Source organism: Trebonia sp., from assembly GCF_030042015.1.
GTDB lineage: Bacteria > Actinomycetota > Actinomycetes > Streptosporangiales > Streptosporangiaceae > Trebonia.
Genome location: NZ_JASIAL010000550.1, coordinates 1 through 26613 on the forward strand (window position 1 = coordinate 1; position 26613 = coordinate 26613).

32 protein-coding genes and 2 pseudogenes are annotated in these 26613 nt (G+C 69.4%); 12 read left to right on the plus strand and 22 right to left on the minus strand.

Annotated features, from left to right (window positions below; all coding sequences use genetic code 11):
• Nucleotides 1–258 precede the first annotated feature (258 nt).
• The 3 genes from Q1N79_RS29230 to Q1N79_RS29240 are packed head-to-tail and all read right to left on the minus strand — an operon-like array spanning nucleotide 259 to nucleotide 2573.
• Entirely contained in the window at nucleotides 259–570 is a 312-nt protein-coding gene (locus Q1N79_RS29230) for a DUF4229 domain-containing protein (RefSeq protein WP_300614331.1), read from the minus strand.
• 57 nt (nucleotides 571–627) lie between these two features.
• Nucleotides 628–1629: a threonine/serine dehydratase gene (locus tag Q1N79_RS29235; RefSeq protein WP_300614332.1), complete on the minus strand. Its 1002-nt coding sequence runs from the start codon at nucleotides 1627–1629 to the stop codon at nucleotides 628–630.
• An 8-nt stretch (nucleotides 1630–1637) separates the two neighbouring features.
• The gene (locus Q1N79_RS29240; RefSeq protein WP_300614334.1) at nucleotides 1638–2573 is read right to left on the minus strand and encodes a hypothetical protein; all 936 of its coding nucleotides are present in this window, start codon (nucleotides 2571–2573) and stop codon (nucleotides 1638–1640) included.
• Between the two features lie 232 nt (nucleotides 2574–2805).
• Between Q1N79_RS29240 and Q1N79_RS29245 the strand changes: the two genes are divergently transcribed.
• The gene (locus Q1N79_RS29245; protein WP_300614336.1) at nucleotides 2806–3015 is read left to right on the plus strand and encodes a BldC family transcriptional regulator; all 210 of its coding nucleotides are present in this window, start codon (nucleotides 2806–2808) and stop codon (nucleotides 3013–3015) included.
• 85 nt (nucleotides 3016–3100) lie between these two features.
• On the opposite strand, the gene Q1N79_RS29250 is transcribed toward Q1N79_RS29245, so the two are convergent.
• Nucleotides 3101–3388 carry a hypothetical protein gene (locus Q1N79_RS29250; RefSeq protein WP_300614337.1) on the minus strand — a complete coding sequence of 96 codons (288 nt, stop codon included), beginning with the start codon at nucleotides 3386–3388 and terminating at the stop codon, nucleotides 3101–3103.
• Between the two features lie 11 nt (nucleotides 3389–3399).
• Nucleotides 3400–4233 (minus strand): hypothetical protein, encoded by an 834-nt coding sequence (locus Q1N79_RS29255; protein WP_300614338.1) that lies wholly within the window; start codon nucleotides 4231–4233, stop codon nucleotides 3400–3402.
• 612 nt (nucleotides 4234–4845) lie between these two features.
• On the opposite strand from Q1N79_RS29255, the gene Q1N79_RS29260 reads away from it, so the two are divergent.
• The gene (locus tag Q1N79_RS29260; protein ID WP_300614339.1) at nucleotides 4846–5283 is read left to right on the plus strand and encodes a hypothetical protein; all 438 of its coding nucleotides are present in this window, start codon (nucleotides 4846–4848) and stop codon (nucleotides 5281–5283) included.
• 740 nt (nucleotides 5284–6023) lie between these two features.
• Here the strand turns inward: Q1N79_RS29260 and Q1N79_RS29265 are convergent.
• The 5 genes from Q1N79_RS29265 to Q1N79_RS29285 form a co-directional block, all read right to left on the minus strand.
• Nucleotides 6024–6386 carry a hypothetical protein gene (locus tag Q1N79_RS29265; protein WP_300614340.1) on the minus strand — a complete coding sequence of 121 codons (363 nt, stop codon included), beginning with the start codon at nucleotides 6384–6386 and terminating at the stop codon, nucleotides 6024–6026.
• A 37-nt stretch (nucleotides 6387–6423) separates the two neighbouring features.
• A complete protein-coding gene (locus Q1N79_RS29270; protein ID WP_300614341.1) occupies nucleotides 6424–7287 on the minus strand; it encodes an extradiol ring-cleavage dioxygenase in 864 nt (287 codons plus the stop codon).
• A gap of 34 nt (nucleotides 7288–7321) precedes the next feature.
• Nucleotides 7322–8137 carry a citryl-CoA lyase gene (locus Q1N79_RS29275; protein ID WP_300614342.1) on the minus strand — a complete coding sequence of 272 codons (816 nt, stop codon included), beginning with the start codon at nucleotides 8135–8137 and terminating at the stop codon, nucleotides 7322–7324.
• The gene (locus Q1N79_RS29280; RefSeq protein WP_300614343.1) at nucleotides 8134–9294 is read right to left on the minus strand and encodes a CoA transferase; all 1161 of its coding nucleotides are present in this window, start codon (nucleotides 9292–9294) and stop codon (nucleotides 8134–8136) included. The genes Q1N79_RS29275 and Q1N79_RS29280 overlap by 4 nt, the downstream gene beginning before the upstream one ends.
• Nucleotides 9295–9376: 82 nt before the next feature.
• A complete protein-coding gene (locus tag Q1N79_RS29285; RefSeq protein WP_300614345.1) occupies nucleotides 9377–10249 on the minus strand; it encodes an IclR family transcriptional regulator C-terminal domain-containing protein in 873 nt (290 codons plus the stop codon).
• 291 nt (nucleotides 10250–10540) lie between these two features.
• Here Q1N79_RS29285 and Q1N79_RS29290 point away from each other — a divergent pair, with 291 nt between their 5' ends.
• The 4 genes and pseudogenes from Q1N79_RS29290 to Q1N79_RS29305 form a co-directional block, all read left to right on the plus strand.
• On the plus strand, nucleotides 10541–11989 hold the full coding sequence (locus Q1N79_RS29290; protein WP_300614347.1) for an amidohydrolase family protein: 1449 nt from the start codon (nucleotides 10541–10543) through the stop codon (nucleotides 11987–11989).
• 100 nt (nucleotides 11990–12089) lie between these two features.
• Nucleotides 12090–12422, plus strand: coding sequence for a PadR family transcriptional regulator (locus Q1N79_RS29295; protein ID WP_300614348.1), 333 nt, complete (start codon nucleotides 12090–12092; stop codon nucleotides 12420–12422).
• 167 nt (nucleotides 12423–12589) lie between these two features.
• On the plus strand, nucleotides 12590–13060 hold the full coding sequence (locus Q1N79_RS29300) for a hypothetical protein (RefSeq protein ID WP_300614349.1): 471 nt from the start codon (nucleotides 12590–12592) through the stop codon (nucleotides 13058–13060).
• A 190-nt stretch (nucleotides 13061–13250) separates the two neighbouring features.
• Nucleotides 13251–13415 (plus strand): annotated as a pseudogene (locus tag Q1N79_RS29305) (ClpX C4-type zinc finger protein); the annotation flags it as partial.
• A 229-nt stretch (nucleotides 13416–13644) separates the two neighbouring features.
• Here Q1N79_RS29305 and Q1N79_RS29310 read toward each other — a convergent pair.
• A complete protein-coding gene (locus tag Q1N79_RS29310; RefSeq protein ID WP_300614350.1) occupies nucleotides 13645–14757 on the minus strand; it encodes a mandelate racemase/muconate lactonizing enzyme family protein in 1113 nt (370 codons plus the stop codon).
• Nucleotides 14758–14852: 95 nt separating this feature from the next.
• A complete protein-coding gene (locus tag Q1N79_RS29315) occupies nucleotides 14853–15116 on the minus strand; it encodes a cupin domain-containing protein (RefSeq protein WP_300614351.1) in 264 nt (87 codons plus the stop codon).
• A 406-nt stretch (nucleotides 15117–15522) separates the two neighbouring features.
• Here Q1N79_RS29315 and Q1N79_RS29320 point away from each other — a divergent pair, with 406 nt between their 5' ends.
• Nucleotides 15523–15819 (plus strand): hypothetical protein, encoded by a 297-nt coding sequence (locus Q1N79_RS29320; protein WP_300614352.1) that lies wholly within the window; start codon nucleotides 15523–15525, stop codon nucleotides 15817–15819.
• A 19-nt stretch (nucleotides 15820–15838) separates the two neighbouring features.
• On the opposite strand, the gene Q1N79_RS29325 is transcribed toward Q1N79_RS29320, so the two are convergent.
• The 6 genes and pseudogenes from Q1N79_RS29325 to Q1N79_RS29350 all read right to left on the minus strand — a co-directional run bounded on the left by Q1N79_RS29325 (nucleotide 15839) and on the right by Q1N79_RS29350 (nucleotide 19376).
• Nucleotides 15839–16708: a nucleoside phosphorylase gene (locus tag Q1N79_RS29325; protein ID WP_300614353.1), complete on the minus strand. Its 870-nt coding sequence runs from the start codon at nucleotides 16706–16708 to the stop codon at nucleotides 15839–15841.
• Between the two features lie 256 nt (nucleotides 16709–16964).
• A complete protein-coding gene (locus tag Q1N79_RS29330; protein WP_300614354.1) occupies nucleotides 16965–17366 on the minus strand; it encodes a hypothetical protein in 402 nt (133 codons plus the stop codon).
• A 102-nt stretch (nucleotides 17367–17468) separates the two neighbouring features.
• Entirely contained in the window at nucleotides 17469–18026 is a 558-nt protein-coding gene (locus Q1N79_RS29335) for a hypothetical protein (RefSeq protein ID WP_300614355.1), read from the minus strand.
• Nucleotides 18019–18372 (minus strand): hypothetical protein, encoded by a 354-nt coding sequence (locus Q1N79_RS29340; RefSeq protein ID WP_300614356.1) that lies wholly within the window; start codon nucleotides 18370–18372, stop codon nucleotides 18019–18021. The genes Q1N79_RS29335 and Q1N79_RS29340 overlap by 8 nt, the downstream gene beginning before the upstream one ends.
• 91 nt (nucleotides 18373–18463) lie before the next feature.
• Nucleotides 18464–18814 (minus strand): annotated as a pseudogene (locus Q1N79_RS29345) (tetratricopeptide repeat protein); the annotation flags it as partial.
• 361 nt (nucleotides 18815–19175) lie between these two features.
• A complete protein-coding gene (locus tag Q1N79_RS29350; RefSeq protein ID WP_300614357.1) occupies nucleotides 19176–19376 on the minus strand; it encodes a hypothetical protein in 201 nt (66 codons plus the stop codon).
• Nucleotides 19377–19385: 9 nt separating this feature from the next.
• On the opposite strand from Q1N79_RS29350, the gene Q1N79_RS29355 reads away from it, so the two are divergent.
• Nucleotides 19386–19529, plus strand: coding sequence for a hypothetical protein (locus Q1N79_RS29355; RefSeq protein WP_300614358.1), 144 nt, complete (start codon nucleotides 19386–19388; stop codon nucleotides 19527–19529).
• 109 nt (nucleotides 19530–19638) lie between these two features.
• On the plus strand, nucleotides 19639–19944 hold the full coding sequence (locus Q1N79_RS29360; protein ID WP_300614359.1) for a hypothetical protein: 306 nt from the start codon (nucleotides 19639–19641) through the stop codon (nucleotides 19942–19944).
• A 181-nt stretch (nucleotides 19945–20125) separates the two neighbouring features.
• Here the strand turns inward: Q1N79_RS29360 and Q1N79_RS29365 are convergent, their stop codons facing one another.
• The 4 genes from Q1N79_RS29365 to istA form a co-directional block, all read right to left on the minus strand.
• Nucleotides 20126–20797: a PRC-barrel domain-containing protein gene (locus tag Q1N79_RS29365; protein WP_300614360.1), complete on the minus strand. Its 672-nt coding sequence runs from the start codon at nucleotides 20795–20797 to the stop codon at nucleotides 20126–20128.
• An 829-nt stretch (nucleotides 20798–21626) separates the two neighbouring features.
• Nucleotides 21627–22403, minus strand: a complete 777-nt coding sequence (gene istB, locus Q1N79_RS29370; RefSeq protein ID WP_300614361.1) for an IS21-like element helper ATPase IstB — start codon at nucleotides 22401–22403, stop codon at nucleotides 21627–21629.
• The gene (locus Q1N79_RS29375) at nucleotides 22400–22654 is read right to left on the minus strand and encodes a hypothetical protein (protein ID WP_300614362.1); all 255 of its coding nucleotides are present in this window, start codon (nucleotides 22652–22654) and stop codon (nucleotides 22400–22402) included. Before Q1N79_RS29375 ends, istB (Q1N79_RS29370) begins: the two co-directional genes overlap by 4 nt.
• On the minus strand, nucleotides 22651–24162 hold the full coding sequence (istA, locus tag Q1N79_RS29380; protein ID WP_300614363.1) for an IS21 family transposase: 1512 nt from the start codon (nucleotides 24160–24162) through the stop codon (nucleotides 22651–22653). The genes Q1N79_RS29375 and istA overlap by 4 nt, the downstream gene beginning before the upstream one ends.
• 267 nt (nucleotides 24163–24429) lie before the next feature.
• Between istA and istB (Q1N79_RS29385) the strand changes: the two genes are divergently transcribed.
• The 3 genes from istB (Q1N79_RS29385) to Q1N79_RS29395 all read left to right on the plus strand — a co-directional run bounded on the left by istB (Q1N79_RS29385) (nucleotide 24430) and on the right by Q1N79_RS29395 (nucleotide 26546).
• A complete protein-coding gene (gene istB, locus Q1N79_RS29385; RefSeq protein WP_300614364.1) occupies nucleotides 24430–25251 on the plus strand; it encodes an IS21-like element helper ATPase IstB in 822 nt (273 codons plus the stop codon).
• Entirely contained in the window at nucleotides 25251–25544 is a 294-nt protein-coding gene (locus Q1N79_RS29390; protein WP_300614365.1) for a hypothetical protein, read from the plus strand. The genes istB (Q1N79_RS29385) and Q1N79_RS29390 overlap by 1 nt, the downstream gene beginning before the upstream one ends.
• 81 nt (nucleotides 25545–25625) lie before the next feature.
• Nucleotides 25626–26546: a hypothetical protein gene (locus Q1N79_RS29395; protein WP_300614366.1), complete on the plus strand. Its 921-nt coding sequence runs from the start codon at nucleotides 25626–25628 to the stop codon at nucleotides 26544–26546.
• Nucleotides 26547–26613 lie beyond the last annotated feature (67 nt).

Below are 26613 nucleotides of genomic sequence, written 5' to 3' on the forward strand. Positions count from 1 at the left end.
GACGCGGATCTGGTGATCGACACGTCGGTCGTGTCGCGGGGGGACGCGCTCGCCGCCGTGCTCGCCCTGCTCACCCGGGGCAGGTGGCTGGTTCCCCCCGGGGGGACGACCCCCCGGAACCCCCCGGCTGCGCCTTAACGGCGCACCTGCTCCGGGGAGACTGCGGAACGGAACGGCTGCTTTTCCCGGGGGGACGACCCCCCGGAACCCCCCGGCTGCGCCTTGACGGCGCACCTGCTCCGGGGGGTGTGCGGCTCGCTATCGCTGCTTGGTTCGCGGGGACTGGGCCGAGTCCTCGTTCTCGTCCTCGGCCGCGTCTTCGGCGGCGGCGCCTTCCTCGATCCTGGCGCGGAATTCGGCGGCCTTGCGGCCGGCCTTGTTCAGCCGCCTGTTCAGCGCGTCCGACATGGCCTGGCGCTGCCTGGACAGCAGCACGTAGCTGGCCAGCGCGCTGATGACGAACGCCAGCAGAACCAGCAGGAACCCCCGCGCGCCCGCCAGGTAAAGCAGGAAGGCCGCGACGACGAGCATCAGAATGCGTGCGCACGTGTACGCAAGTCCGATTCGCATCTGTTCCCCAGTTGGCAGAAACCAGCCGGTCCCCTGTTGGCAGGAACCAGCCGCGCACTACCCAGTGTAGGACTCGGTGTCTGATGCCAGGATACGGGACAGCAGCGCCGGGTCGATGTTCCCGCCCGACAGGACCGCGACCAGCGGGCCGTCGCCGGCCCCGAGCTCGCGCGCGCCGCGGAACAGGCTCGCCGCGACCGCGGCCGCGCCGCCCGGCTCGGCCACGAGGCGGGCCCGCAGCGCCAGCAGCCTGACGGCGGCGACCATCTCCTGCTCGGTCACCGTGACGAAGTCGCTCACCAGCGCGCGGATGTGCCGGAACGTCAGCTCGCCGAGCTGCTCCACGCGCAGCGCGTCCGCCGCGGTGCGGGCGACCTCGCTGGCCGGCCACGCCACGCGGGTGCCGGTGCGGAACGACTCCAGGGCGTCGGCGGCGAGTTCGGGCTCGACACCGATGATCCTGGTTTGCGGCCTGAGCGCCTTGATCGCCACGGCGATGCCCGAGATCAGCCCGCCGCCGCTGACCGGGACGAGGACGGCCGCCGGACCCGGGGGCGCGCAGTCTGCGGCGATCTCCAGGCCGATCGTGCCCTGCCCGGCGATCACCCGCCGGTCGTCGAACGGCGGGATCTCGGTGTAGCCGCGGCCGTGCGCGATGCGGGCGGCCGCTTCGACCCGGGCGGCGAGCGCGGGCCTGACCCTGATGAGTTCCGCGCCCGCCGCCTGTATCGCGTCGGTCTTGATCGCCGGGGCGTTGTCCGGTACGACGATCGCGGCCCTGACGCCGAGCAGGGCCGCGGCGTAGGCGACCGCGAACCCGTGGTTGCCGCTGGAGTGGGCGACGACGCCGCGGCCTTTCGCGTCGTCGGGCAGCATGCTGATCGCGTTGTACGCGCCGCGCAGCTTGAACGCGCCGGTCGGCTGCAGTGACTCGGGCTTGACCAGCACGCTGGCCGGCCCGGCGGCAGGCAACGGGACCAGCGGGGTGCGGACGATGACGCCGCCGATCCTGCGCGCGGCCGCCCGCACCTCCGCGAGCGTAACCAGTTCGGCCCCCACGTCGCTGGTCAGCTCGGCTCGGCGGCTCGCTCCGCGTCGGCCGTGCTGAACACCAGGTGCGCGCCGGAGGGCGGCGGGCCGAAGATGGATTGCACGGTGTCCTCGTCGAAGCTGCTCTCATCCCTGACGCTGACGAAGTCGCGGATGGCGGTCCCGGTGCACCGGGCGTCCACCAGCGGCGCACCGTGCCGGGCCAGCACATCCCTGGTGTCGACCGTGCGGAAATCGACGCTGTACCTGGCCAGGCCCGAGGTGTTCGGGATCGAGGTGTGCAGCTGCGCGCCGGAAAACAGCAGCACCTCGCCGGGGGCGGGAAGCACGATCACGTCGACGCCCGCGGAGTGGCCAATCGCGCCGGGGCGTGACTGGCTCTCCTTGCTCACCGACTTAGCGGTGTCGAACCGGCGGGCATTGTTCTCGTAGTAGTCAAAGTCACCGGAGGTGTTCGGCACCTCCCGCGAGAAGCTCGCCAGGTCAAAGCTCATCGCGTTGGTCTCCCTGGCAGGGAAGACCGGAAGCCACCAGTTGATCTGCTGGGCTGGCGCGCTGTACCAGACATCGCGGTGCCAGGGAAACGCGAACGCGACACCCGTGGTCAGGTGGCCCTGCGGGAAGGAGGTCCGCGGCTTGGGCACGTCGTAGTGGGTGTACTCGGGGTCGAACCCGGCCTCGGCGATGATCTCCCTGACCAGGTTCCTGGACTGTTCGGCGTGGATCCAGCGAGGCTTCCACGCTCCCAGGATCTTCGCCATCTCGGCTGGTTCGATGTGCTCGTGCACGTGTTCCGGGTCATAGGGTGCGAACAGCTCGGTGAGCTCGGCCCGCATGTAGCCGACGAACTCCGCCAGCTTTCGCAGCCTCGTCAAGACGACTAGGTCCCCCGAGTAAAGCCGCTGCCTCAGTTCCGCCGCCGGCAGTGCCGGGTCAGTCAGGATGGACGGCATCGAATCCCCCTCACAGTGGGCTGGGAATGTCAAGCTCCAGCTGAGCCTAGTGGGCGCGCGACTCGGTGAGTGTGACGTCGGCCACCGCGCGACCCCACATCGCGCAAACCTACTGACGAGTTACCCTGAGCCACCGCCGATTCGCTGGCCTAATTTCCCGAAATCTAGGCAGAAAGTACCCGTTTGTCGCCAAACTAGGGGCATACTCCGACCGAGTTCGAGGAGATGGGACGTGGACGGCAACAATGAGCGGCTGCTCACCCCCGGGGAAGTAGCCGCCCTGTTCCGGGTGGATCCGAAGACCGTCACACGGTGGGCGGCGTCAGGACGGATCACCAGCATCCGCACGCCCGGCGGGCACCGACGGTTCCGCGAATCCGAGGTGCGCGCCCTGCTGCGCGGCGACAGCGAGGCTTCACCCGAGGGTCACCCGGTGGCCTGACGCCGCGGGCTCTTCTCAGGCGCGCCGCCATCGCCCGGCGGCGCGCCTGTTCCGGTCGGCCGACCGCCTAGCCCTAGCCCTAGCCCTAGCCGGGGTCGCCGGCGTCGGTACCCGGCTCTAGGCCCGGCCAGTGCTGGTCGCCAACGAGCCTCGCGAACTCCAGGAACTCCCGCTGCAGCGCGGCGTCGCCCGCGCGCCATTCCAGGCGGCGCTGCTCCGCCTCATCGGGGGTGAGGGCCTGCTCGGCCAGCCGGGCATAGTCGGCGTCCTGCGGTCCGATCTCGACGTATACGTCGCCGATGACGCGGCCATCGTTCCCGATGGCCGTCTGCGGAACCTGCAGGTTCCCGTTCGGTAGCCGAATGACAAACATCCGCGATCACCCTAGATGCCATAACGCCTGTTGAAGTACAGCATCACCGCAAGCGCCATTCGCGTGTTGCCGCTCAGCATGTCGACCAGTGCCGGCCGTTGCGCCGAGGCGATCGCGGCGAACGAGTCGGCGAAAAACTCCTTGCGGCCAAGGCCGCCGCGCTGGCGGTGAAAGTCGCTTGCCAGATACGGCTGGCACCGATCATAGATCATCCTGAATTCGGCCGAATCCGATTGCCACTTTCCCTGCGGGCTGTCGATGTCATCGAGCGCGTGCCCGACCTCGTGGCACATCACGTCGGGCGTCGGGGAGGGGCGCGATCCGACGACAATCTTGCGCTCACCGTACGCGCCCGCGCAGGCGTCCCAGGTTGCCCGGCCGGAGGGCAGCGGAACGCCGCGCAGCGCGGACATGTCGTCGAGCTCGGGAACCCCGCCGGCGCCCACGTAGATGCCGTCGAGCGCCGCCGCCAGCTTCTCCTGGAGCTGTCGCGGCAGCTCCGCCAGCCGCTCGATGGCGTCGATCACCTGGGGCGGCGGGATCGTGCCGGCGTCCCACTGCCGCCACAGGATCGCCTCGAGCGCCCCGCAGTTCGCGCGGCCGTCTCCGGCCGGCGGGTGCCCCTGCGGATGCGGGGACGCGAACGGCAGCCCCGAGTCGCGCGCGGCGCGCAGCTCGCCCGCGCTGGCCCGCCAGGCCGCGCCGAAGGCCGCAGGGGATGGGTCCTGCCAGGCTGTCGCCGGTTCCCCCACCACCTGGTACCAGGGCTGGCGAGGCAGCGCGGTGCCTGCTGGCCGCGCGTCGGCCGCCTGCGGCGCTTCCTGCCCGACCGCGACCGAATCCACGGGCGCCGCGCCGAACGGCGCCTCCCTGATCCTCGCCCGTCCGGCGCCGCCCCCGGCTCCGGTCCCGGCTCCGGTCCCGGTGCCGGCCCCGGCAACGCCCGCCCGCGGGGTGTAGTTCCTCGGCTCGGGCGGCCTGGACCCGCCGTTAACCCACGGCGTGCCCGCCGGCGGGCGCGCGGGCCCCGTTACGACTGGGCGCCACGCGGGACCCGCCCCAGCCGGGGGCCACGCGGACCCAGGCGGCCAGGGCGCCTGGGGCGGCCAGGGCGGCTGCGGGGGCTGCGGGGGCTGGTTCGGCTCGGGGGGCTTGGCGGGCTGGTGCGGAAATGCGCCGTTCTTGCGGTGCCTGCCGGCATCCTCGCGGGCACGGGAATCCGGTGTCCGGCTGTGTCCCCCGGCCCGCGCGCCGGCACGCCAGCCGACGAGCCTACGGAGCCGGTCGGATAGGCGCAGCCGCATTATGGGTACTCCTTCGCATTTCGCGAGCAAAGCCCAGAGTATTCCGAAATGACCAGGACGTCACCCCAGGTGACAGAGTGTGACTAGACGTACTGGTGGTAAAGGATGACCATTCCGGATACGAGGTACCATGCCGGGGGCTAGGCTTTCGCCATGCTGCTGTCAGGGGTCCTGTTGATCTTGTTCCTGGATGGCTGCTGGCTTTACTGCCTCGTCGACGCGGCGCTGACGCCCGCCGCCGAGTACCGGGGCTTGCGGAAAGCCGCATGGATCGGCATCATCGCCGCGACGTTCATCGGGGGCGCGATCGCCTGGCTTGTCAGCCGTCACCGGTCGCGGCGGACCAGGGCGTGGGCGACCGGCCGCCCCGGCCGCCCCGGCCGCGTGACGCTCGCCACCTCCGGGGACGCCGGCTTCGCCTGGTACCCGGGAGCCGCGGCCGACGAGGCGATCGCCCGCCACCCGGCCAGCCGTGGACGGCACGTTTTCTTGCACGGCTGGACCGCGGCACGCGGACCGGACGACGACCCCGAGTTCCTGCGCCTGCTCGAGCGCCAGATCCGCGGCACTTCCGCCGACGCGGGCGAATAACCAGGTCGCCCACGCGCTCACAGGAGATACCAGGCACCTCGCGGCATGGCATAGGGCACGCGGTCCGTACGTTGTACGATTCACGGCGCGACCGCGGTTGACCCGGAGTCCCGGCGGTGCCCCAGGGGTGCGCGAGGACGGGCCGGCGCCAGGCAGGTCGCTCCCCGGCGCAAGAAGGAAGTCAGACTCGATCATGCACAACCTGATCCCGTGCGAGGTGTGCGGCATATGGCACTGCGGAACATGCGGCTGTCCAGGGAACCCGCATCCGGTCGCAGGGACCTGACTCAACCGCATCCGCTTTCCGGCCGTGCCCTTGGTGCCGGTGTGGCGGGGGCGTGGCAGGCTGGCTTGGCGCCCGGACGGCTGCCCGCTGGCGGTCCCAGATAGCGGAACGGTTTTCCCCACATAGGATACAAACCGCGCGATTGTTGTCCGTTTTATCACAGTTTATGGAAGCGGGATGGTCCTGGTGGCCAAATCCCCGGCTCTGGCGCGGATAACGGGATCACGCCCGTACCGGATGCCCCGTCAGCACATGCCGTTCCCGGTCTGCGGTGATCCTCGCGGTATGTTCGGGGTTTGTGCTGGTATAACGACGCGAACCCGGAACGTATCGCGGCGGCGGCCGGCCGGGATCGCCGGCCCGGGTGCCGCCGGGCATGGCACTGCGCCGGGGCGTGACGGGGCGGCCCCGGCCGCGGCCGGCGCGCCACATGAACCAGAATTAACCACCAGGATCAGGTGCTGATGTCGGGGTACGGCATCGAGAAGTGCGACAGCCGCCGGGCGTACTCGAGCTGGAAGCCGAGCGGCTCGGCGTAGTCGCGCTCGAACATGGCGATGAACAAGGTCAGCGTGAGGAACGGGTGGGCGCCGAGCTCGAACAGCCTCGGGTAGTCGTGCGTGCCCAGCGCCTCGCGCTCGGCGTCGTCGAACCTCAGCCAGGTCGAGTTCTCGCCGCTGTGCACGTTCAGGATCGCGTTCGCGCGCTCGGCCTCCCACGATTCCACGGTGCCGCGCGGATCCTCCCGGTACCGCTCGACCAGCTCGGGGTCGCGGTCGACCGTGTAGAGGAACTTGTCCAGCAGGTACTTGCTCATTCCGCCCCGCCTCCCCGCTCGCGTGCGCTGGCGCTCATCAGGACCCCACCCCGTTCGGGTACCACGTGAAGTAGGCCTCCATCGTGTGGAAGAGGTCGAGGGTGTCCACGTAGTCTGCCTTCTCGCCTGCGCCGGCCACGCCCATCATCAGCATGAAGTCCAGGAAGCCGTGCGTGGCGTTGCCCGGCAGCCACAGGCTCTCCAGCGAGACCTCGCCGAGTGCCTTCTCGATGTCGCCGTTGGCGATCCAGTCGACGGCCTTGCGGTCGAACTCCGGGTCGGGGCCGTGCGGGCCGAACTGGCGGGGGCCGCCGAGCTCGAGCGACAGGTGACCGGTCCCGATGATGGCCACTCGCTGGTCGCTCGGCCAGGATTCGACGAGCTCCCTGATCGCCTTGCCGAGCTGGACGTACCGTTTCGGCTGCGGCAGCGGCGGCGCGAAGATGTTCGTGTAGACCGGCACGATCGGCAGGTCGGCCTGCGGTCGCAGGGTGATCATGGGGCAGGTCACGCTGTGGTCGATGCGCAGCTCGTTGCTGAACGCCAGGTCGAAGCCCGCGTCGAGGCCGTCCCTGAGGATGTGCGTGGACAGGTCTTCCTGGCCCTTGAAGAACATCCGGGGCAGGCCGAACTCGCGCTCCTCGTTGTACCAGTTCGCGTCGTAGAACGGCGCCTTGCCGACGAGGAACTGCGGCATGTTGTCCAGCCAGATCTGGTGGAAATGATCGCTGCCCACGAGGACGAGGACGTCGGGGTTGGCCCGGGTGAGGGTCTCGCGGAACGCGGTGATCTTGGCCACCCACTCGTCGGCGAACGGCGGGCGGTCCTCGCCGGTGGTAGTGCTGGCTCGGTAGTAGAACGGGTGGTGGGTCGAGGCGATGACCGCTGCGACGGTGGCCATGGCGGCTCCCTTGCCGTGGGGATTGGTTCGGGGGTTATTTCGGGCTAGCTGCTTCTGCTTCAGGGTCAACATAGGTGGCGTTGCGGTCCACCGCCAGATAGATGTCGTTCGCGATCGGCATGCGCTGCTCTTCGGCCAGCTGGCCGAGCAGGCCGGCGGCCCTGGCGAGCAGCGCGAACCCGCGCAGCATGGCCAGCGGCAGGCCCAGGTCGGCGAGCACGGCACCGCAGGTGCCGGCGCCGTTCAGCGGCAGCGTCCGGCCGAGGACCTGCGGGTGGACCCGGCCGATCGCCTCGAACAGGCGCAGGTGGGGCCCGCGGACTCCCTCTTCTTCGGCGATCTTAATGAGCACAGGCGTGCGCGGGTCGCGAACCTTGTGCACGGGGTGACCAAGGCCGGGGACGAACTTCTTCGCGGCACGGGCCCTGGTGACGGCCGCCAGGGCGAGCTCGTCGTAGCCGCTGTCATCGGCCGGCAGCGGCTCGCCCAGGGCCGAGGCCTGCGCGAGCACCCCGGCGAGGAACTGGCCGCAGTCCTCGGTGACGCCGAGGAACCGTGACCCGCCGCCGAGCAGCCCGGCGGCGAGCGCGCCCTGCAGCGAGTCCGGAGCGCTCAGGTAGGTCAGCCTGGCCGCGATCGCCGTCGGCGTGAAGCCGTGGTCGGCGAGCGCGACGAGCACGGCCTCGAACACGCGCACCTGCGAAGGCGTGGGACGGCGCTGAGTGACCATCCACAGCGTGAGCTCGCCGAACCCGACCTTGCCCATCAGGTCGTCGGCCAGGTTCTGGCCGAGCAGGGTGATCGTGTCGGCGTCGGAGGTGCCGAGCGAGGTCGGGTATTCCTGCGTCATGCCGGTCCCTCCAGCCAGGCGCGGATCTCGTCGCCGTGCTCGTCGAGTTCCGGCGGCGCGAGCGGATAGCTGGCAGGCGTCGCCGAGAACCCCACCGGGTGCCTGATCCCTGGCCGTGTCCTGTCCCCCGTGCCCGCGATGACGATCGGGTCAAGCCCGATCTTCTGCGCGAACTCGACCCCCTTGTCCACGGTGTTGATCGGCCCGCACGGCACCCCGGCCGCGATGAGCAGGTCGAACCATTCGGCCGCCGAGCGGGCCTTGAGCTTCTCGGCGAGCAGCGGCCGCAGCTTGTCCCTGTTGGCCGTGCGGCCCGGGTTGGACGAGAACATCGGATCGTCGGCCAGTTCGGGCGCGCCGATCACCTCGCAGAGCTTGCGGAACTGCGCGTCGTTCCCCGCGGTCACGATCAGGTCCCCGTCGCCGGTGGGCAGCGGCTCGTAGGGGAACAGGCTCGGGTGGGAGTTGCCCATCCGGAACGGGACGACCCCGGCGGCCGCGTACGCGCTGGTCTGGTTGACCATGCCGGACATCGCCGAGGCCATCAGGCTGGCCTCCAGATGCTGCCCCATTCCTGTCGCGTTCCTGTGGTTGAGCGCGGCCAGGATCGCGATCGTCGTGTGCAGCCCGGCGATCACGTCGAACGCCGAGATGCCGGCCCGGTACGGCGGTCCGTCCGGTGATCCGGTGAGGCTCATCAGCCCGGACATCGCCTGAACCATCAGGTCGTAGCCGGGCAGATCCTTGCCGCCGCCGCTGCCGAACCCGCTGATCGAGGCGTAGATGATGCCCGGGTTCCCCGCGCTGACCGAGTCGAAGTCCAGGCCGTACCTGGCCAGGCCACCCGGCTTGAAGTTCTGCACGAACACGTCGGCGCGGCGGGCCAGGGTCTTGGCGAGAGCAAGGTCGCGCTCGTTCTTCAGGTCGAGCGCGACCGACCGCTTGTTGCGGTTGATGGCCAGGAAATATGTGGATACGCCATCCTCGGTGATCGGAGGCACCCAGCTGCGCGTGTCGTCGCCGGCTGGGCTTTCCACCTTGATCACGTCCGCACCCAGGTCAGCCAGCAGCATCGTGCAGTACGGCCCGGCCAGCACGCGAGAGAAGTCGGCGACGAGCAGCCCGGCAAGCGGACCGGGCCGGTCAGGATCGCTCATGCAGTACCCTTCCATCTGGCCTTCTGTCCGCATAACGGACATGTGTCCGTCTGCCGAGTATGGGGACTCCCGCCGGCCGCTGTCAAGACACCTCCTCGGTGGCGGCACCCGCCGTGACCTGCGGAACACTCTGCAGCACCGCCCAGTCGGCGCTGATGGCGCCCGCCGTCTGGAGCAGCAGCGGGAGGTGCTTGCCCGTCAGTACCTCAAGGGGCGTCTCGGCCGCGTGCGAGTTGACGTTCAGCGCCGCGATCACCCGCCCGTCGCCGTCCCGCAAGGGCACCGCGACAGAACGGATGCCGGGGGCGAGCTGCTCGTCGGTGAGCGCCCAGCCGCGTGCCCGGACCTCGCGCAGCACCGCGGCGCGCTCGGTTGCGTCCGGCTGCCACCGCGGGGCAATGCCCGACCGGCTGGGCTCGGCGAGGACGCGTTCTGCTTCATCGGGCGGCAGGGATGCGAGCAGCACCTTGCCGAGCGACGTCTGCATCGCCGGGAAACGAGTGCCGATCGTCACGGCAAGCGTCACGATCTTCGGCACCGCGACCCTGGCGACGTAGACGATGTCCGATCCGTCGAGCTGCGCGATCGACGTTGACTCCCCGGTACGGGCGACTAGCGCCGCCATGTGCGGCCGCGCCACCTCCCACAGGCCGCGGGACAGCACGTACGACATGCCAAGGTCGAGCACCCGCGGGGTCAGCTCGTAGCCTCCGGTCGCCTGCCCCAGCTGACCGGTGCCTGGCCCGGCATGCCCCAGCTGGCCGCCAACCTGCCTGACGTAGCCCAGTTGCTCAAGCGTGAGCAGGATCCTTCGGGCAGTCGGCCTGGGCAGGTCGCTCGCCGCCGCTACCGCGGCCAGTGACATGACGGGCTGGCCCGGCCCGAAGGCGCGGATGACATCGAGGCCGCGGGCGATCGCCTCGATGAAGTCAGGGCTGTTGTCCCGACGAGCCACGGTCGGCCTCCTGCTGGTGCTTCGTGCTCATGCTCGGTGCGTGCTTGGTTCATGCCGGCCGGCGCGGGTTTGGTGCCGGCTTGCGGAGCGTCCCCCGCACTGTAGCGCTTTCCGGCCTGGTTGTCCGCATGCCGGACACAGGAACGCACGCGGCCAGCTGTTAGCCAGACAACTCTGGCAGTTCAGGTGTCTTGACACCGTGCTGAGAAAGGGACAGTGTTCCGATCAGGTTTCAGCCGACCGACTATCGGACGATCGTCCGCACAGCCACCTCACAGTGGAGGTTTCCTCATGACATCAGCGGGACCGCAGCCGGGCCAGCCGGTCGTGTTCCGGAATGCGACCGTGCTCACGATGGACGACGCGCACACCATTCTCACCGGCACGGATGTCCTGGTCTCCGGCGAGCGGATAGCGGAGATCGGCACCAGCCTGGCGGTGCCCGACGGCACCCTGGAGATCGACGCGGCCGGCGGCATCCTCATGCCGGGGATGATCGACACCCACAGGCACATGTGGCAGACGGCCATGCGGGGGTACGGGGCCGACTGGACCCTCACGCAGTATTTCGTCTACTACTACCTGACCTGGGGCAAGAAGTTCCGCCCGCAGGACGTCTACGCGGGCAACCTGCTGTCCGCGATCGAGTCGATCGACGCGGGCGTGACGACCACCGTGGACTGGTCGCACGGGCTGCGGACGATCGACCACGCCGAGGCCGCGACCGACGCCCTGGAAGAGGTGCCTGGCCGGTTCGTCCTCGCTTACGGGAACATCCACCAGGGGTCGTGGGAGTGGTCCACCACGCCTGAGTTCCGCGACTTCTACGCGCGCCGGTTCGCGGGCAAGGGCGACATGCTCGGCTTCCAGCTCGCCTTCGACCTGCCCGGTGTCGAGGGATTCCCGGAGAAGGCGACGTTCGAGGTGGCCCGCGAGCTCGGGGTGCCGGTGACGACGCACGCCGGCGTATGGAAGGTGACCAGCGACGTCGGCATCAACCAGATGTACGACAACGGGTACATGACGCCCGGGACGATCTACGTGCACGCCTCGACGCTGTCCCCCGACTCCTACCACAAGATCGCCGCGACCGGCGGCTTCGCCTCGGTCTCCACGGAGAGCGAGTGCAACGCCGGACAGGGCTATCCGCCCACCTGGCGGCTGCGCAAGTACGGTATCCCCGTCTCGCTGTCCCAGGACACCAGCGTCTGGTGGAGCGGCGACATCTTCGCCGCGATGCGGGCCACGCTCAACGCCGACCGCGTGATGGAGCACTTCGAGGCGCACGCGGAGGACAAGACCGTCACCAACCACATCCTGCGGGCCGAGGATGTCGTCCACTACGCGACTCGCGGCGGGTCGAAGGCCCTGGGCCTGGACTCGGTCGTCGGCAGCGTGGCGGCCGGGAAGAAGGCCGACCTGGTGCTCGTGAAGAACGTCAACTCGCCGGTCGGCTTCCCGATCCTGCACCCGTATGGCCACCTGGTCTACCAGGCGCAGCGCGGCGACGTGCATACCGTCGTGGTCAACGGCAAGGTCGTCAAGCACGACCACAAGCTCGTCGGCGTGGACCTTGGCCACGCCAGGGCGGCGATTGACGAGACGATCTCCTACCTCAAGGCCGAGCACGGGCAGGAGGAATGGGAGAACGGCATGCACCCGGAGATCCCCGAGCACGAGACGCTCGCGAACCCGTACACCTACCGGGAAGACGTTTCGGCCTGGAAAGAGTCCGAGTAACCCCTGGTTGACAGCGCGCCGGGCCGGCTGGGCAGCCGGCCCGGCGCGTTTTCATGCATCGCGCCCTGACATATGTAGTTCACCGATATATGCCGAGGGTATGAGCATTCGTCCGATGCAGGAGGCGACGTTCCTGATCCTGACCGCGCTGGCGGCCGGCAGCCAGCACGGCTACGGGATCATCAGCGAAGTCGCCGACATCTCCGGCAAGAGGGTCCGGCTGCGGGCCGGCACCCTCTACACGGCCCTGGACCGCCTCCGGGCGGACGGGCTGATCGACGTGGACCGGGAAGAGGTCGTGGACAACCGGCTTCGGCGCTACTACCGGCTCACGCCCGAGGGCGGGCTGCGGCTGGCCGCGGAAGCGGCCCGGCTGCAGGCCAACGCCAACGCCGCGCTCAAGCGGCTGAACCCTGCACTTGGGGTGATCTAGGTGAACGACACGACCGAACTCGAGCGCGGGTACCGGCGGCTCGTGGCCTGCTACCCCGGTCGTTCAGCCGCGAGAACGAGGAAGAGATCGCAGGGGTGCTGCTGGCTACCGCCAGGGATGGCCAGCGGCGGCCCCATCGCGGAGTCCGCGGACCTGGTCAGGGCGCCGTGCGGATGCGCGTGGGGCTGTCCCGCTCACCGCGGGCCGTGCTCTACGCCGTCCGGCTCATGTACGCCGGCGCGATGGCGGAGGTGGCCGCCCTGGTCATCTTCGCGCTGACCGCCGCTCGTGCGGATTTCCTCCTGAATCATCCGCTTGTCACGGCGGCGCAGCTCCAGCAGGTCAACGCGCACATGGTTGGGGACTGGGTCGGGCTCTCCATCGCCATCGGGTTCTGGCTGTGGATGGCCTGGGCGAATGGCCGGGGACACGACTGGGCCCGGCTCGTGTGCATCAGCTGCTTCGCCCTCAACACGATCACGCTGCTCGCCGGGCTCGGCACGGGCATCGCTCGCTATGCCCCTGCCGCCACGATCGCCTGCGCGGTGACGTGGGCCATCGGCTTCGCCGCGCTGGCGCTCATCTTCTGCAAGCCGTCCTGGGGCTATGACACCCGCCGGGCGGCAGCAGCGCAGTAACCGTTCCTGCAGCGTGCCCCGTACCTCGAGGTACGGGCGCGCAGTCGTGTTGCCGCCCGGGTGGCTGAGGCCGCGCCAGAAGACCCCCGCATCGGCACCGCTACGGCGCCGTGTAACGCCTCAAGCCGGGAAGCACGGCTGATGTCAAGGCCACCTTGACGCTAGGAGTCGTCAAGGATAACCTGACGCCATGGCGATTCCACGGAGTGCCGCGCCAGGTGCCGGCCGGCTTGAGACCCTGTGCTGCTCGTTCTGCAACAAGGACAAGGACGCCGTCGCCAAGCTCATCGCCGGTCCTGGCGTCTACATCTGCGACGAATGCGTGCACCTTTGCGATCTGATCCTCGCTGAGGAGCAGGTGCGCGACTTCGGCTCGTGGCATGAGCGGCCAGACGACGAACTGCTCGCGAGCCTGGGACGGGTCCAAGCTGTCGTTGCGCAGGTCGATGCCGCCGTGCACGACCACGTCGCCGTCCTGCGCGAGCGGGGCATCAGCTGGACCCGCATCGGGCAGGCCCTCGGCGTGTCGAAGCAGGCCGCGTGGGAGCGGTTCTCCGGAGAGGACTGACTGCAGGCCCCGGTCGCTAGGTTTTCAGGTAGGCGTGGATCACGTCGGGATCGGGATCGACTCCCAGCCCGGGACCCTGCGGTACCTGGACCCGGCCGTGCTTCACGGCGAGTGCGTCCCCGTAGATCTGTGCCTCGAGGTCGAAATAGCGCCATTCGATCATCGAGTCGTCCGAGCCCAGCACGGCGAGCGCGTGGATAGCCGCAAGCAGACCCGGGCCGTCGTAGAAAGAGTGCGGCATCACGGTCACGTTGTGGATGGCCGCGAGCGTGAAGACCTTGCACAACTCGGTTACGCCGCCCATCTTGGCCGGGCTGGGCTGGACGAAGTCCACGGCCCTGGCGTCCAGGAGGCGACCGAACTCCAGCAGGGTCGGCACGTTCTCTCCGGCGGCGATGGGGATGCCGCCCGCGGCGCGCACCTCCGCGAGGCCTGCGTAGTTCTCGGGCGGCCAGACGGGTTCCTCCAGCCACGCCAGCCCGATTTCCCCCAGTTCTGCCGCCCTCGCCCGCGCCTGGTTCACCGTCCAGGCGCAGTTCACGTCGATCATGATGGCCACGTCAGGCCCGGCCTCTTCGCGGGCGGCACGTACCGCGGGAAGCTCCTTTTCGTGCAGTTTGAGGCTGCCGAATCCGTCGTCGAGCGCCCGCCTGACGGCAGCGCGGACAAGCGCGGGATCGGAATAGGCCTCCAGGCTCGCGTAGCAGACGAGATCGGTGCGGCCGCCGCCCAGCAGCCGGTGCAGCGGGGTGCTGGCGGCCTTGCCCGCGATATCCCACAGGGCGATATCCACCGCGGACAGGGCGTGGGTCAGCGGCCCTCCGCGTCCGAGGACATCCAGTTGCCCTTGGACTTCGCGCATCAGCCCGGCGATGCGCGTGGCGTCCTGGCCTATGCACAGCGGCGCGATGACTTCGTCGATCGCCCGCTGTGTCACGGGGACGCCCCTGTATCCGAAGGCCTCGCCCCAGCCTTCCAATCCCTGATCGGTCGTCACCTTGACGAGCAGCGAGTCCACAACATTGAGGTCCTCCGGGCCCCACGCGGGGGCGGCGACCCTGTCACCTGGCTTGAACGGAATGCGCAGCGGAAGCGCCTGAATGCCGGTAATGATCACCGTCGGCTCCAAACCTCGCCGGTTCGCGTGTCGTCAGGAAACGGCTCACTTGTTGCGCGGATCGTCGTGGGGGTTGACGTATTCAAGGCTAATCGGCCCGATCGCCGTCACCTGCGTGACGTCCGGTCACCCCGGCCGATGTGGAAAACGCCGGACACGACCATGTAGACCCGGTCCTCCTGATGCCAGTGCGGCATGAGCTTGACGCCGGAGGGCACGTTGACCCGGACCACGTACGGACCGGGCTCTGCCGGATGACCCACGACGACGGCCAGCCGCGCCTGAGCCGGGAACGCCGCGAACGGCTCCCAGTCGATGTCCTCCGGCCGGACCGACCTGAGGACAGCCTGGTCTGGCCGGTGAGCGCGCATACCCTGCGTTTGCCCGCGACCACCGAACTCAAACAAACACGGCACGCGGACCGCCATCGCCATCGCCTACGACGCGACCGGTGCCTCATCCGTAGCAAGATCTGCGAGCCGGCAGGTAATGGGGACGCCCCGGTCGTGCGTTGGATGGGCGTGGGGACCGAGCAGCCGGACTTCGCGGAGTTCTATCGCAGCGCCGCCGATGACTGCCTGCGGGCTGTCCTCGCCAGCATCGGTGACCAGGACACCGCGCGGGAACTGGTGGATGAGGCATTCGCCCGCGCCTGGGCGTCCTGGCACACCGTGAGCATCCAAAGAGCCCAACGGCGACATCGACGTCACCATCAACCAGCTCGAAGACCCGGCCGGGCTGCAAGCCACGCTGCGCGCTGACGGGCTTCCTGTCAACGTGACCTTCTCCGGCTCTGTGTTGAGCGCCTCCTGCCAGCCGGACCAGACGGGCACGCTAAGCGCCGTCACCCAGATCCGCGGCGACGACCTCGTCATCGACCCGTCTGCGCTGCCCAGCGGCGCTGGCCTGGCCATCTTCGACGAACCCGGCGCGGGCACGCCTGTCCTGTCGGGAACTACGCCGGCGCTCGGAACTCCGCCGGCGCCCCACCCCTCCATCCCCCCGCTGCTGACCGCGATCGACGGCCCGCTGGCGGTCGGCCTGGTCTACGTCAGCCCGCAGTGCACCGGGTAGCCGCGGCCCGGGGGACCAGTCAGCTTGACGCAGGGCCGCGCCCTTGCTGCAGTCGGTGATCATCTGCACGCGGGGGAACGCCTGTCCGTTCACCGGAACCCGGTCTCGTCAACGCTACGGCGGCGTCCGCGGCCGAGTCGAACAACTGCCGGCGCGCCGACTTGGCCGTCATCCACCCACGGTGCTGCCACTCCCGGCCGGCCAGCGAGTCTCCGGCCATCACCACCTCGCCGAACGGGATGGAGCGGTAGCGGGCGATCGCCATCAGCGCGGACGCTTCCATCTCGACGACTAGACACCCTTCCTCCACCCGGCGCGAGACTCGGGCCCTGGTCTCGCGGTAGATGGCGTCCATCGACCAACTCAGGCCGTGCGTCGTCTCCACGCCGGCGGCGCTGAGCGCGTCGGCCAGGCTCTCAGCCGGACCTGGGTCAGCCGAGACGACCCGGCCGGCCGACAGGTAGTGGAAGGACGTGCCCTCGTCGCGCACAGCGCCGGTCAAGATCACCGCGTGCCCCATCACCAGTTCCGGTACCAGCGCCCCTGCCCCACCGCAGGCGATGACTCCGCGAACTCCGCGGGCAATGACCTGCTCGAGCATGGCACCGGCCAGCGGCGCCCCGACTCCGGGATGGAACACGCCCAGCCGTACACCCCGGTGCTCGATCTCCCACAACGATGCCGGACCCATCTCGCTGTGCAGGCGGCACACTGACCTCGCGTCTTGACGGCCGGAGAGTTCTTCGACGACGTCACGGAAGAAGCACGCTACAGCGACCGTCGGGGCGTCGACCGGACGGATCAGCCGACTCGGCTCGATGACCGCCTCACCGGTCAGATCCTCATCCTCCAGTAGCGGCAGTCGTCGGCGATCAGCCGGCCCAGACAACCTCTGCACCTCCCTGTAACCGTGTAACAAGGCCGTATCAACCGCCCCAAGTCACTTCGCCCAGCTCATCGCTAGCTAGGCCCCTAACGTGGCGTCTTCGCGGGCCACCAAGCCGGGCCATCACGCCTCCCGCCGCCCTCTGGCGGCAGTGTAGCGGCCATACAGGATGCCCGAAAAGACGGCTGCCGCCCGCGCTCTGGTCGAGCCATCTAGCCGCACGTGATGCCCGATCGGGCGCGGAATCGGCACGGAACCGCTATCGCAGGGACGCTGGTCCGCCGAACGGACCAACGCAATTACCTGAATTCGCGTCGGTCACATCTGCTATGGCATCTTCCGGCAGGTTGGTTGTGGGAACGACGAAACAGCGCCGCCCGTCGTAACCCGTGATCACCACGAGCCTTACGCCCGAGCCGGGGCTTGATAGCGGAAAATCGGCCGAGCCGTTTGGCGCAATCTTCGCGGCGGCAGAGCACTGTTGCGCCTGTGCTGCGTTGCCAGGGCACGACTGCATGGTCACGGTCACGGATGTGTCGTTGATCATCTGCAGGGACTTTCCTGGCGTCCCTTCGCCAGCCGATTTTCCGCAACCAGCGATCGCGTAAGTGAGCGTGAGCCCCAGGGCAATAAGGCAGGCAGCTTTGCCCGGCCGGTTCATGGACTGGAATGTATCAACCGGAATCTCTTCCCGGCTAGCTGAGAATGACCTGTCGCCATGGGCAGCCAGGTCCGATAGCGCAGCCGCAATCTCAGGGTGTGCCTAGAGCAGTTCGGCTCGGCGCCGGCTGCTGGCGGGATGGATGAATTCGGCTGCCGGTCTGCGCAGCCACTGAGTCACGCGCATCGTGAGGGCCATGTCGGCCATGCGCGCGGTGCGCAGGTTGGTCAGCCGGCTTGGGGTGCAGCCGATCTGCCCGGCCAGTACCGCCCAGGTCAGCCCCTGGCGTTGCCGCTCCTCGTTGAGCGCGGCGTGGAGCTGGGCGAGATCCCAGCGGAGCCGGCAATCCGGGCCCGGGTCCGGGAGCCGCACGTCCCCAACATCCGGAGCCGGACCGGTAAGGAACTCCTCCGGTGCCTGCCCGAGCCAGCGCAGCAGGTAAAGCGCGTACTGGCACGACGTCTCGCCTCGCCCACCCAGCCGCGATACCGCGCCGCCGCAGAGCGGGTGATCGTCGCGTTCGGCGTTCAGCTGCGCGGACTGATCCCACAGCTCGGCGGCCAGGTCGTACCAGCCGATATCCCGGTCGCGGCGCGCAACGTCGACCGCCGCGAAGAACGCGGCGAAATCGAAGGTGGCGAGAGCATCGACGTCAGTCACGTTCGCCTGCCCTCTGGGGCTCTGATATCCGCGGCGCGATGCCCGTTCCGGGGGGAAAGTCCCAGACTTCCGGATTAGCAGCGGGCCGCCCGTTTGACCTGAGCGCTTCTTTCACCCGTGTGAGGGAGAGGGCCTGGTCGCTGCGGCTGGTGACCTTCATGCGCTGGAACTTGCCGTCGAATTTGACATCGACGTAGTAGTCGCCAGCGTCCTCGTGGAAGTGAAGGAACGCCCGGCCGCCCCGCGAGAAGTAGCCGCGTCTGCGCGCCTGCAACCGAGGGAGCTTACGCAACTCGGCGAGCAGCGCCTCCAGCTGGTCAAGATCCTCCTGCGTTGCATGACGCATGTACCGAGCATCACGCTGGAGATGAGGGCAGCGCAAGAGAAGCTGGCGATCGCGCATGGCGCGACGACGTGTCGGACACGCTGACGTCCGCCTATACGTGCCTGTGCCTTCTCGGCTCGCTCGTCAAGGTAGCCAGGCCCTTTCGCGCCGCTTTCGTCCACGGGTGGTCGGCGCCCAGCACCCGCCCGCAGCCGGCAAGCGTCCGCTCATACAGCGGGATCGCGTCCGCCGTCCGCCCCGCAGCCCGGTAGGCCATCGCGAGATTGTTCCGCGTTGTCAGGGTGTCCGGGTGGTCGGTGCCCCGCACCCGCTCGCAGCCGGCGAGCGTCCGCTCAAGCAGCGGGATCGCGTCGGCCGTCCGCCCCGCAGCCCGGTAGGCCATCGCGAGGTTATTCCGCGACCTAAGAGTGTCCGGGTGGTCGGTGCCCCGCACCCGCTCGCAGTCGGCGAGCGCCCCCTATACAGCGGGATCGCCTCAGCCATCCGCCCCTTAAGCGTGTTCGGGTGGTTGGTGTCCTGCATCCACTCAAACAGCGGAAAAAAGGTAATCAACAAACCTCCAACGCTACACTCAGCGAAGTGAAGCCGTCAGGGGGGCAAGGTACTGTGTCCCCGCCTACAGACATATGAGATCTATAGAAGATCCTACTGCCCCGGATGACTTTATAGACGTCCCTGTCGTTCGCCCCCACCCTCGCCATCGCCCGTGCAGCCTCAGGACCAGGGGCGCAGCCGCGGCAGCGGCCAGTTCCGGCCGGACCGGCTGGCGGTGAGATCAGCCCCTGCAGGAACCGGGCGCCCGGTCAGCCAGCAAAGGACGGCGGATGCGGCACCGCGGACAACGACAGGTCGCCTTCTGCCGCTGCCGCGGCACCGGCCGGGGGCCAGTTCCGGCGGGTCACCTGTATCTGGACGGTGATCCCGTCGGCCAGCCGGGCATCCAAGGTCGGCAGGACCCGGGGAAGCATCAGGCCGACGAACTCGGCCGGCCAGTGCTCATGCACGTAGCCGACGTGCGAACCGCTCAGCAGCTCGCCATGTTCGCCAGCCTTCCCCCGCTAGGTATCGTCGCGCTAATGTCCGTCAACGTGATCGTGCCGACCCTCGGACTGGCGCTCGGGCTCGCCGCCGCGCTTCCGATCATCGACCTTCTCTGATGGCGCGCGGTGGCCCCGATGTTCGACCGGGAACGGCTCATCACCGGCACGCGGAGCTGAGCCTTCCACTTAGTGGCAACGGACGAAACCCAGCGAAGGGAGCCTCAAGATGCCGGCAACGGTCAGGCTGACGCGACACCTCATCGGCGTGCAGATCCGTCGTGGCAAGTTCGACGTCCTGATCGACGGCACGGGCGTCGCGTCGATCGACGCCCATGAGACCATCGAGACGCCAGTCGAACCCGGACATCACACCCTGCAGCTCCGCTACGGCCGATATTCGAGCCGAACTGCGGCCTTCGACGCGGCCGAGGGCCAAGTCGTCGCCTTCCGATGCGGCGAAAAAAGGATCCTGCCAATCTTTCTCGCATCCTTTGTCGTGCCATCCCTGGCGATCCCCCTCAGGCGCGAGTAACCAGCGATGCGAGCCGAGCTTGCGAAGTCTCGTCCACTGCCGCTTCGCTGCAGGCCAGAGCCTCTCTGCGGCGCCGCAGGGTACCGCTGAGTGGCCGCTAGTCTCCCGTGAAGGCGTGCCCGATCGGGACCACCGGAGACCATTGGATTGAGTCGCGTTAGTACGGGAGCCGCCATTTGGCTTAGCGTGGCGTTAGCGAATCGATCGCTACTGGCGGCAGTTCTTCGACCTGGCGCCTGGAGAGGTCGAGCCGGATCCCGGCCTCGACCCCGGTGACCGCGCTGATCGGGATGGCTACTTGCCTGCGTCCCCACAGGTGCCCCTCCTGCAAGAGCACGTGCGTCACCCGATGGTCGTCCGGGTCGATGACCAGGCCCTCGACCAGCCCGATCTCCCCGTCCGTAGCGTGTACATGCTCACAGCGGCGGACCTGCACCTCGCCGAGGGGCACCGAGTCGTAGGTCACCGTCCGCCGACGCGGGCCGTGGCTTCCCTCCGCATCCCACCCCTGTCCTTCGGTCCAGACCCCGCTCAGGCCGTGATAAGGCAGGCACAAGACCTGATCCGGTTCGTAACCCGGGTGGTCGCCGCCCGCCACGAAGTGCGTTTCTTCGGCCGGGTCGAGCCTGTCGAACTCCGCTTTGCTACAGCTCAGCCGGATCCCATCCGCTGTCGCCTCGGCGAGGTCCACCGGGACGAGCCGGTCAATGTCGTGGCCATGCTCGTGCTTGGGGCCGACCACCAGGTAGGTGATCGCGCGGCCGACCGGGTTGACGATCACCCGGACCACCTGGCCGCAGTCTCCATCGGCACAGCTCGCGCTGGCCCCGATTGCGAACGGTGTTTCTGTCATCGGCCCGCCCTCCTTGTTCCCTGGATGGTAGCGCCGTGTGAGCATCAGCCGACAGGGTAAGCACTCACTACGACGGCGAACCGACTCAAACCCGCCACTATCAGCTCCGGAACTGGCGTGCCCTTGCTGACCACGGCGTTCGGGCCAGCAGCTCTCTTCAGTTATCCGACCGTGTCCGTCGGTACTGGCTTCGACTCCCCCACCGGGCGCGCAACGGGCATGTGAGCGGTTGCTCAGGCGGTCGTTTCAGGCAGGGGGTCGACCTGCACGTGCCCAGGTCGGAGGCCATTCGCGCTGCTATCGGACAGCTGGTCAGTCGGCACATGCAGATCCTCCGGCATAGCCGGATTGACATCACGATGGAGATCTACACTCAGGTGCCGGACGCCGCGACGCGCGCTGCCCTCAGGCGGCTGAGCGATGAGATAGACCAGGGCGAGGCCGAATGAGCTACTGCTTTACTTTGCTGCTGTACGAGCGAGCCCGGACACCTGATAAGGCATCCGGCCTAGTGTCTGAGCTGGGCGCGCTCGGAGGGACTCGAACCCCCAACCTTTTGATCCGTAGCTACCGGCACGTTCCTGCCCGACTGGTGCAAGTCCAGCCCAGGCCGCATGTACCGGGTGGCTGATGCCCGTGATTGGAGGGGTAGGTTGCTGTACTCCGCTGCTGTACGACTGTCAGCTTGGGAACTGGACCGTTATGTCCCAGTTGCCTTGGTATTCTGTCAACGGCCATTGGGAAATCCGGTTGGGCGGTCTTGTCTTCTCCGGGCTGGCGGCCACCAGTTTTCCAGGCTGGTGGCCGCGTGTTCTCCCGGCGGGCGGGGTTAGGTTGCCAGCGGGATCACCCCCTTGCCTGCGAGGGCTTCGGCGAGCCGGTGCGAGTCGCCCTTGGTCAGGACCAGGTGGGCGTGGTGCAGCAGCCGGTCCACGGTCGCCGTCGCCAGGGTTTTCGGCATGATCGAATCGAATCCTGACGGGTGAATATTGCTGGTCACGGCGACGGAGCGGCGTTCGTAGGCGGCGTCGGTGATGCGGTAGAACGCCTCGGCGGCGTCCTGCCCGGCCGGGAGCATGCCGATGTCGTCGACGACGATCAGGTCGGCGCGGCAGATCCGGGTGACGGTGCGGGCGACCGACCCGTCGGCCTTGGCCCGGCCGATCGCGGCGGTGAGGGTCTCCAGGGTGAACCAGGCCACCCGCAGGTCCTTTTCGATCGCGGCGTGGGCCAGGGCCTCGACCAGGTGTGACTTCCCGGTCCCGGACGGCCCGGCGATCACCAGGTTCTCCGCGCGGCCGATCCATTCCAGGGTGGCCAGCGCGTTCTGGGTGGCCTCGGGGATGGAGGATTCTTCTGCCCGCCAGGAGGAGAAGGTCTTGCCGGAGGGGAATCCGGCGGTCTTGCGGCGCATCCGGCGGGTGGCGGCGTCGCGGCCGGTGACTTCCTCGGCGAGCAGGACGCGGAGTACCTCGCCGGGTTCCCACCTTTGGGCGCGGGCGGTGGCGAGCACGTCGGGAGCGGCTTTGCGCAGGTAGGGCAGCCGCATCCGGCGGACCAGCGTGTCGAGCTCGGGCGGGAGCGGCGGGGCCGCGGGGCCGGTCACCGGGTCCTGCCTGCGGCGTCGGAGAAGTCCGGGACGTCGATGGCCAGGCTGGCCTGGCCGGCCAGGGCGCCGGGAGCGCGGCTGAAGCCGGCGGCCCCGGCTGCGTCGCCGGCCGCCGCGGCGAACTGCGGCCCGCAGTGCCGCTCCGCCCAGCCGGTCAGGTCCGCGCAGGCGCCCAGGACCTGGCGGATCATCGCCGCGTCCGCGGCGGGCAGGACGGCGTCCTCATGCGGCTCGCGCAGTCCGGTCATCGTCCCGCCTCCTTCATGCCCAGGCGGGCCCAGCCGGAGGTGCCGGGCTGGGCGGAGTGGGCCTCGTCGGCCCGCACGACCCCGACGGTCTCCCGCTCGGCGGCCAGGTGATCGATGATCGAGGCCAGGTCGCCGTCGGCGAACCGGCCGGCGATCGCCGCCAGCCCCAGCGCCGCGTCCACTTTGCCGGCGCCGACCACGGCGGCCAGCTCGACCGCGCGGGCCATCTTCGACCGGATCCGCGCCGCGCCGGACGCGGCGGCCTCGGCCAGCCACCGCTGCGCGCCGTCGCCGATGGCCAGGAACTCCGCTTCCGCCTGCGTCCGCGGCCGCGGCCTGGGCTGGCGCGGCCCGTTCCCGCCCGGGTGATGCGGGTAATGCTCGTCGCAGATCTGCGGGCTGCCCGGGACCGACAGCCGGTGCCGGGCGATCTCGCCCGCCCCGCGGCCGGTACGGGCGGTGATCACCAGCTCCTCCCCGGCGGCCCGGCACCACACCCTGGTGCCGGCATGGCCGGGCGGGGTGGAGTAGCGGACCGACCCGAACCGGATGGTCTGGTCGTCGCCGACTAGCCGCTCCTCGCCCAGGGCCAGGGCGTAGGGCTCGTCCGGCAGCGGGTGCAGCATCTCCCGCTCGGCGGCCAGCCGGCCCGCCGGGACGGCCGCTGTCTCCCGGTGCACCCGGGCATTGACCCGGCCGCAGAACTGACGGCAGGCCTCCTCGAGCCCGGCGAAGCTGGCGTAGGCCGGCAGCAGGTTCGCGTCCGACGGCACCAGGTCCGCCTTGGCGATCTTCACCGTCGCCTCCACCCCGCCCTTGGACTCGGGGTCGAACGGCACGCACGTGGCCACCGTGCACCCGTAGTGCCGGCCAAGCGCGACCATCTCCGGATGACGGACCGGGATGCCGGCCACGTGGTCCATGGTGACGGTGCGCGCGTTGTCGGTCAGCAGGTACGTCGGCGCCCCGCCCACCGCGCGCAGCGCCTGGTCCAGGCACCAGGTCAGCGTGCCGAGCTGCTGGTCCCAGGCCGGGATCACCACCCGGAACCGCGACCAGGCCAGCCACGCCGCGAACAGCTGCGTCTTACGCCCGGCGATCCGCGGCCCGTCGCCCCAGTCCCACTGCAGCCACATCCCCGGCTCCGGCACCCACGGCCTATACCGCCGGCGCCGGCCCGCATGCCAGGCCGCTTTCACCTCTGCGACTGCCCGCCGGGTCGACCGCTCCGACCCGCCATAGCCCATCGCGGTGATCTTGCGGTGCGCCACGTCGGCGCGGATCTTGCCCTTGGACCGGTCGACGAACTCCTCGATCTTCGGCATGAACGCATCAATCAGCTTCGGCCGCGCAGCCCGGGCCAGCAGGTCGCCCCCTGCCTCCCGGATCGCCACATACCGGCCGACCGTCTTCGCGTCGCACCCAGTCAGCTGCGCCGCCGACCAGGCCGTCCCCGTGAGGTCAAACGCCTCGAAAATCTCCATGATCTCCCTGCCAGACTTGGTCATGGGTCCCTCCGGACACCGATGGGTAAGACGAATCACCTCAAACCCATCCACACCGAAGGGACCACCAGCATCGCGACACGCCGGACACCGGAAGAGAACATGGCCAGCAACCCGGGGCCGTCAATGGCCGCAGGACTGGAGAAATGATGGCCACCAATCTGGAGCTAACTGGCCGCACACCCGCATTTTTTCGTGGCCGCTAGCAGACGTCTCCGCCTATGACCAGCTGCTGGCGTTCCCGCCGCGCGCGGAGAGAGGAGGCGCGTGATGGGCGCGCGCAGGGACGAGCTGACCGAGCCGGCGATGGACGCGGCGATCGAGCGGGCCTGCGTGATCCTGCGGCTGCCGACGGTCCGGGGCCGCTACGGCGAGGTCGCCGGGATCGCGGCCCGCCAGCAGGCCAGCTACAAGGGGTTCCTCACCGAACTGCTGTCCCTCGAATGCGACGACCGGGAGGCCCGCCGCCGCGCCCGCCTGGTCCGCGAGGCCGGCTTCCCCCGGCCCAAGCGGCTGGAGGACTTCGACTTCACGGCCAACCCCGACGTCCCGGCGGCGCTCGTCGGCACGCTGGGCCGCTGCCAGTGGGTCGCCGCAGGGCAGCCGCTCTGCCTGATCGGCGACTCGGGGACCGGCAAGTCGCACCTGCTGATCGGCCTGGGCACCGCTGCGGCCGAGCATGGCTACCGGGTCCGCTATGTCACCGCCGCCGCGCTGGTCAACGAGCTCGCCGAGGCCGCCGACGACCGGATGCTCGGCAAGGTGATCGCCCGCTACGGGCGGATCGACCTGCTCTGCCTGGACGAGCTCGGCTACATCGAGCTGGACCGGCGCGGCGCCGAGCTGCCGTTCCAGGTTTTCACCGAAAGAGAAGAGAAATCCTCCATCGCGATCGCGTCCAACGCCCCGTTCAGCGAGTGGGCCCAGGCGTTCACCGACCCCAGGCTCTGCGCCGCGATCGTCGACCGGCTCACCTACGACGCCCACATCATCACCACCGGGACCGGCTCCTACCGGCTCCGCGCGACCGCCGCCCACCGGGCCGCCGCGAGCGCCGGCCCCGGCGCCAAGGAGAAGAAAGGCACCCCGTGATGCTGATCAATCATCCCGGCAGCTACCAGCAGGCGGCCCTGGCCTGCCTCGACGCCGGCATCGCCCGCGACACCGCGCTCATGCTCGCCGACGCCCGCGCCGTCCTGGACTGGCTCGCCTCCGGCGATGCGCCGCCGTCCGCTGCCCGGGGAGCCGCCGCAGCTCTCGACGACGCCGACAGCCCCTATACCCTCCAGAGCCTTGCCGGCGCGGTCGCCGAGACCGAGGGCCGGCTGGTGCGCGCGGTCCGCGACGCCCTCGCCGGCATGCCGGGCGGCATTCCCGGAACCTGAGGAACCCCGGGCGCCGGCACGCCCGGGGCTCCTTTTCATTTCGCCTCTGATCAGAAAAGGAAAAGAAAGGAAGCAGCGGCCATGACCAGCACCCAGGACACGGCGGACACCGCCGCCGGCGCGCAGGAATGCAAGAGACCCGGCTGCCAGAACACGGTCCCTCCCGGCTCCGGCCGCGGCCGGAGCCGCGTGTTCTGCAGCGACGAATGCGCCCGCCGCTACCACAACGACGCACGCCTCCCCGTCCCCGCCGCCTCCGGCAGCCAGGACACCGGCCCGCTCGCAGCACTCGAGCAGGCTCTGCGCCAGGCCGCCGTCCTCGCCCGGGCAGCACGCGACCAGGCCGCGGCCCTCGACCCCGCCCGCGTCCGCGCCGGCATCGCCGACACCGAAGCAGCCCGCCGCCGCGCCGAAGCCGCCGCCGTCACCGCCCAGGCCCGCCAGGCCGAAGCCGAAGCCGAGGCCCGGGCACTCGCCGAGGCCCTCCAGGCCGCCCGCGACGACCAGGCCGCAGCCGAGGAAAACGCCCGCCAGGCCGCCAGAACCGCAGCCGGCCTCACCGCCGAACTGGACCAGCTCCGCCGCGACACCGCCGCCCGGATCGCAGCCGCCGAGGACAAAGCCCGCCAGCAGGCCGACGCCGCCCGCGACGACGCCGCCCGCTCCCAGCGCGAGCGCGACGACGCACTCACCACGGCACGCGACGCACGCGCCACCGCCGACACCGAGACCGCCCGCACCCGCCAGGCCGAAGCCGACGCACGCGACGAAACCAGGCGCGTCCGCGACGACGCCGCCCGCGAACGCGACGCCCTCCGCGAAAGCCACAGCGCACAGCTCGAAACGCAAAAAGACCTCACCGAAGCCGAACGAGCCCGCGCCGAACGAGCCGAAGCCCAGCTCGAAACCGAACGAGCCGACCGCCGCCAGCTCACCAGCCACATCACCGGCAACGGCCAGGAGCCCTCCGCACCCACGCGAAACGGGGCCAGACCAAAGTAGAACCCCCCAGCCTCCCGCCTTCTCCCAGACGGAGCCAAATCAAAAGAGAACGTGGGGCCAAACGGGG

Excerpts from the sequence above, each read along its gene's own strand:
- Q1N79_RS29265 (WP_300614340.1), bottom strand. The coding sequence starts at position 6,386 with ATGAGCAAGTACCTGCTGGACAAGTTCCTCTACACGGTCGACCGCGAC.
- Q1N79_RS29365 (WP_300614360.1), bottom strand. The coding sequence starts at position 20,797 with ATGACAGAAACACCGTTCGCAATCGGGGCCAGCGCGAGCTGTGCCGAT.
- Q1N79_RS29360 (WP_300614359.1), top strand. The coding sequence starts at position 19,639 with ATGCCGGCAACGGTCAGGCTGACGCGACACCTCATCGGCGTGCAGATC.
- istA (WP_300614363.1), bottom strand. The coding sequence starts at position 24,162 with ATGACCAAGTCTGGCAGGGAGATCATGGAGATTTTCGAGGCGTTTGAC.
- istB (WP_300614364.1), top strand. The coding sequence starts at position 24,430 with ATGGGCGCGCGCAGGGACGAGCTGACCGAGCCGGCGATGGACGCGGCG.
- Q1N79_RS29270 (WP_300614341.1), bottom strand. The coding sequence starts at position 7,287 with ATGGCCACCGTCGCAGCGGTCATCGCCTCGACCCACCACCCGTTCTAC.
- Q1N79_RS29340 (WP_300614356.1), bottom strand. The coding sequence starts at position 18,372 with ATGCGTCATGCAACGCAGGAGGATCTTGACCAGCTGGAGGCGCTGCTC.
- Q1N79_RS29230 (WP_300614331.1), bottom strand. The coding sequence starts at position 570 with ATGCGAATCGGACTTGCGTACACGTGCGCACGCATTCTGATGCTCGTC.
- Q1N79_RS29290 (WP_300614347.1), top strand. The coding sequence starts at position 10,541 with ATGACATCAGCGGGACCGCAGCCGGGCCAGCCGGTCGTGTTCCGGAAT.
- Q1N79_RS29395 (WP_300614366.1), top strand. The coding sequence starts at position 25,626 with ATGACCAGCACCCAGGACACGGCGGACACCGCCGCCGGCGCGCAGGAA.
- Q1N79_RS29240 (WP_300614334.1), bottom strand. The coding sequence starts at position 2,573 with ATGCCGTCCATCCTGACTGACCCGGCACTGCCGGCGGCGGAACTGAGG.
- Q1N79_RS29330 (WP_300614354.1), bottom strand. The coding sequence starts at position 17,366 with ATGAACCGGCCGGGCAAAGCTGCCTGCCTTATTGCCCTGGGGCTCACG.
- Q1N79_RS29390 (WP_300614365.1), top strand. The coding sequence starts at position 25,251 with ATGCTGATCAATCATCCCGGCAGCTACCAGCAGGCGGCCCTGGCCTGC.
- Q1N79_RS29295 (WP_300614348.1), top strand. The coding sequence starts at position 12,090 with ATGAGCATTCGTCCGATGCAGGAGGCGACGTTCCTGATCCTGACCGCG.
- Q1N79_RS29260 (WP_300614339.1), top strand. The coding sequence starts at position 4,846 with ATGCTGCTGTCAGGGGTCCTGTTGATCTTGTTCCTGGATGGCTGCTGG.
- Q1N79_RS29275 (WP_300614342.1), bottom strand. The coding sequence starts at position 8,137 with ATGACGCAGGAATACCCGACCTCGCTCGGCACCTCCGACGCCGACACG.
- Q1N79_RS29250 (WP_300614337.1), bottom strand. The coding sequence starts at position 3,388 with ATGTTTGTCATTCGGCTACCGAACGGGAACCTGCAGGTTCCGCAGACG.
- Q1N79_RS29280 (WP_300614343.1), bottom strand. The coding sequence starts at position 9,294 with ATGAGCGATCCTGACCGGCCCGGTCCGCTTGCCGGGCTGCTCGTCGCC.
- Q1N79_RS29315 (WP_300614351.1), bottom strand. The coding sequence starts at position 15,116 with ATGCGCGCTCACCGGCCAGACCAGGCTGTCCTCAGGTCGGTCCGGCCG.
- Q1N79_RS29375 (WP_300614362.1), bottom strand. The coding sequence starts at position 22,654 with ATGACCGGACTGCGCGAGCCGCATGAGGACGCCGTCCTGCCCGCCGCG.